The 3,009-nt window shown below is 48.8% G+C and carries 3 protein-coding genes; all 3 read right to left on the reverse strand.

Translation table 11 applies throughout. The features are described 5' to 3' along the window. Window positions 1-95: 95 nt before the first annotated feature. Genes RTX25_RS14400 through RTX25_RS14410 form a run of 3 tightly spaced genes read right to left on the reverse strand, consistent with a single transcriptional unit; the run spans window position 96 to window position 2,782 of the window. Window positions 96-896: an ExeA family protein gene (locus RTX25_RS14400; protein WP_084234476.1), complete on the reverse strand. Its 801-nt coding sequence runs from the start codon at window positions 894-896 to the stop codon at window positions 96-98. Then, window positions 889-2,244, reverse strand: a complete 1,356-nt coding sequence (locus RTX25_RS14405) for a DDE-type integrase/transposase/recombinase (protein WP_312654606.1) — start codon at window positions 2,242-2,244, stop codon at window positions 889-891. Before RTX25_RS14405 ends, RTX25_RS14400 begins: the two co-directional genes overlap by 8 nt. Window positions 2,245-2,302: 58 nt before the next feature. After that, a complete protein-coding gene (locus RTX25_RS14410) occupies window positions 2,303-2,782 on the reverse strand; it encodes a DUF6431 domain-containing protein (protein WP_312654607.1) in 480 nt (159 codons plus the stop codon). Between the last annotated feature and the right edge of the window lie 227 nt (window positions 2,783-3,009).

Consider the following 3,009-nt stretch of genomic DNA (forward strand, 5'->3'; position numbering starts at 1 on the left):
TGTTAATGCTGAATTTAAATGTCTGAAAACTGACGGTGTCCAGTGTCCGCAAACTGCTGGAGAGAATGGCAAGCTTTTTGGGCTTGCCATTTTCATTAAGTCAATTCTCCATTAATGACCAGCTTGATCATGTGGTCATCAATAATTCTCTTCCCATTCTGGGATCCATAGATCAGAGAGCTGGTACAGACTTTATTGACCAGCCTCGCAGATCCGCCGGAGAATCTGTAGATCATTTCGATTGCTTCGTCCGTAAAGATGTCGCGGTCTGTCCCGGCATAGCTCAGGTGGCTGCTCAAGTACTCACGTACTTGGGAATGATCCATGGGATGAATCTTGCACTGGATATCGATTCTCTGTCGTATGGCCGTGTAGGACTGCATCTGCAGCTTGTCCCAGAGCTCTGTCTGACCCACCAGAATCAGAGCGAGGGGACTCACGGCATCCATCTTGAAGTTCAGCAGGAAGCGGACTTCCTCCAGCATTTCCCGATCCAGCAGATGCGCTTCATCGACAACAACTACAGGTTGCTTCTTGTGGAGTCCCTTCATAAGTTCGACTTCCTTATGCAGCTGCCTCTTGGCATCACCACGGTAGAACTTCGACTCTGCACCCAGCTGATCCAGGATTCCCTTGTAGAAGTTTCTGGGAGTGAGTTTCGAGTCTGCAATATACATCAGTGTATACTTGCTACCATCAAGTTCCTCTTTGAACCGCCTGACAGCGGTGGTCTTACCCGTACCGCATTCCCCTGTGAGGACACAGAACAGTTGCCGCTCGGCAACATAGAAGAGCCTGCCCAGCGTCTCCGAGAGTGTGCTGGACTGATAGAGGTCCTTCGGCGGGATATCCCGTGAAAACGGGGTTCTTGCGAACCCGTAGAACTCTTCATACATTGCCGCCACCCTCCTTTCTCATGTGTCGGAAGGATATGGCTGTGGCAGAGGTCTTCTCTTTTCTCTTCTCATTCTCTTTTTCTGCAGCATCCAGCAGTCTTGAAGCCGTAGGCTTTAGGGCAGTCAGGTATTCCGGAAGAACAGGCTTTTCTCCGACTTTCTCACCGATGTTGAGCTTCTTTGCGCTGATGGGATGATCTTCCTGATATTCAACGGTGAGAATCTCAGTATTGCTCGGATCATAGATGATATCCACTTCCCGGCCTACATAGGCAAGACCCACCTCATACTTCACACTGCTGAAACTGATGCATCCGCTCTTGTCCACTCTTCGTTTCTCAGCATGGAGAAATGCGTTGGAGACGGTTTCCACAGGAAGAAATTTCAGAGGCTTGGGATCAAGATTGTAGGCTTCTACAGGATTCTTTCCGTTCAATGCGGAATGGGGCTTGTTCTGGTAGCATTCTTCCAGCCAGATCCAGAAGCGCTCATTCATCTGCTCTAGAGTTCTGATGCCATTGTCCACTTTGTATTCATCAAGAAAGCGGTCGATGTTCTGGTTGAACCGTTCAATCTTTCCGGTTCCTTCGGGTGAATACGGTTTTGCGTAAAGCAGGCGTACGCCGAGCTTTGCGCAGGTTCTTCCCATCCACTTGGTCTTGTACTGCTTCCCGTTGTCGAAATACACGGCATCGGGAACACCGTACTTCAGGATGGATTTGCGGAAACAGTCCTCCACAATGTTCTGGGTCAGATTCGGATAGAACTCCGCATGGAGAATCATCCTGGTGGCATCGTCGAGGAAGGCCACTAGATAGACCTGCTGCAGCTTCTTGCCGGGTCCTATGGGCAGATAGCATCCGTATTTGATATCGGAGTGCCAGAGCTTGTTACGGTTCCGCTTCTGGAACCGTCTGGTGGCTAGGCCGCCGGAACTGTAGATGGCCATATGTTTTCCGCTGAACCCCTTTTCCTGCAGGTTCTCCTGGAGTGTGCTTCTCTTGATGGCCCCTTTGGAAACCAGACCGTCCCACTCGAGGATCCTGATGATCTCGGCGACGCTTCTGCTGGGTACCTCCTTACGGAGCTTTATGGCTTCCTCAAGGACATGGGGTGGGATGGCTCTCACTGATTCACTGGATCTGGTTCTCGGAATCAAACCGGTGAATCCTTTGGTCCTGTAATCCGAAATGTATCGTCGGATCGTTCTTTCGGAAAGTCCTGTCTCGCGACAGATCCTTTCTCTGATCATTCGGGCTTCTCCCCGATCCAGGTCGTGGGAAAGAAGGGGCGCAATAAGCATGGCCCTTTGGGTTGCAATGTCTTGAGCTTTCTCTTTGTCTTTCATGTCATACCTCCATTTTTTTAGGTTATGACATGATTCTATGCAATATCTTTCCGGACACCTACGCCAACCGGGTATGTACCCATCTGTTATTATTCACCAGTATCCGGACAAGCCTCTTCAGCCAGCCCGAACTTTTCTCCACAAAGAAATGTATCCTGCCGAGTATGGATCCGGGCAGATCGGACGGTCCAATCCCGGAACTCTGAAAGTGTGCAGTATATATGCTTAACAAGCCTCCTACCAGAGCGTCAGCTCTGTCAATGAACCATTTCCTGATTCTTGCGATGGTGGACTCTTCTGCAGGGGTATCCAGGAAGTCATTGGCTATGATTTTCTCGAAGGTGGCGGCTGTATGCATTTTGTAGGGAACAACAACATCAGGCAGTTCGTGATGTATCCTGCGACAGTTTTCATTCATACATCTCAAGCGTCGCACTACAAGTCTTACAGTCTCTCCTCCAGTATCAATCATCTTTCTCTTCCTAGATCCGATGACTTTAAGTTCCCCCATGCAGATGGGGCATATACTCTTCTCCATACTCCGAACGAAAAATATTCTTTTCGGTATTCCATTCCAATTCAAAGTCTGATACAATTACCATGCTAATTAATTTAGTAGGGGACCCTTTCCAATCGCTCTGCGCGAACTTTGAGGTTGGAAGGGTCCCTTTCCGTTCTCCTTAAATACTCTTAAGGAAAGTATATCCGTCAATTTACGGACAGGCAACTCCATCAACTTTAAGTCATTTGAAATTAGCTAAAACA

The organism is Proteiniclasticum sp., assembly GCF_032054185.1.
Taxonomy (GTDB): domain Bacteria; phylum Bacillota; class Clostridia; order Clostridiales; family Clostridiaceae; genus Proteiniclasticum.

Excerpts from the sequence above, each read along its gene's own strand:
- RTX25_RS14400 (WP_084234476.1), bottom strand. The coding sequence starts at position 896 with ATGTATGAAGAGTTCTACGGGTTCGCAAGAACCCCGTTTTCACGGGAT.
- RTX25_RS14405 (WP_312654606.1), bottom strand. The coding sequence starts at position 2,244 with ATGAAAGACAAAGAGAAAGCTCAAGACATTGCAACCCAAAGGGCCATG.
- RTX25_RS14410 (WP_312654607.1), bottom strand. The coding sequence starts at position 2,782 with ATGGAGAAGAGTATATGCCCCATCTGCATGGGGGAACTTAAAGTCATC.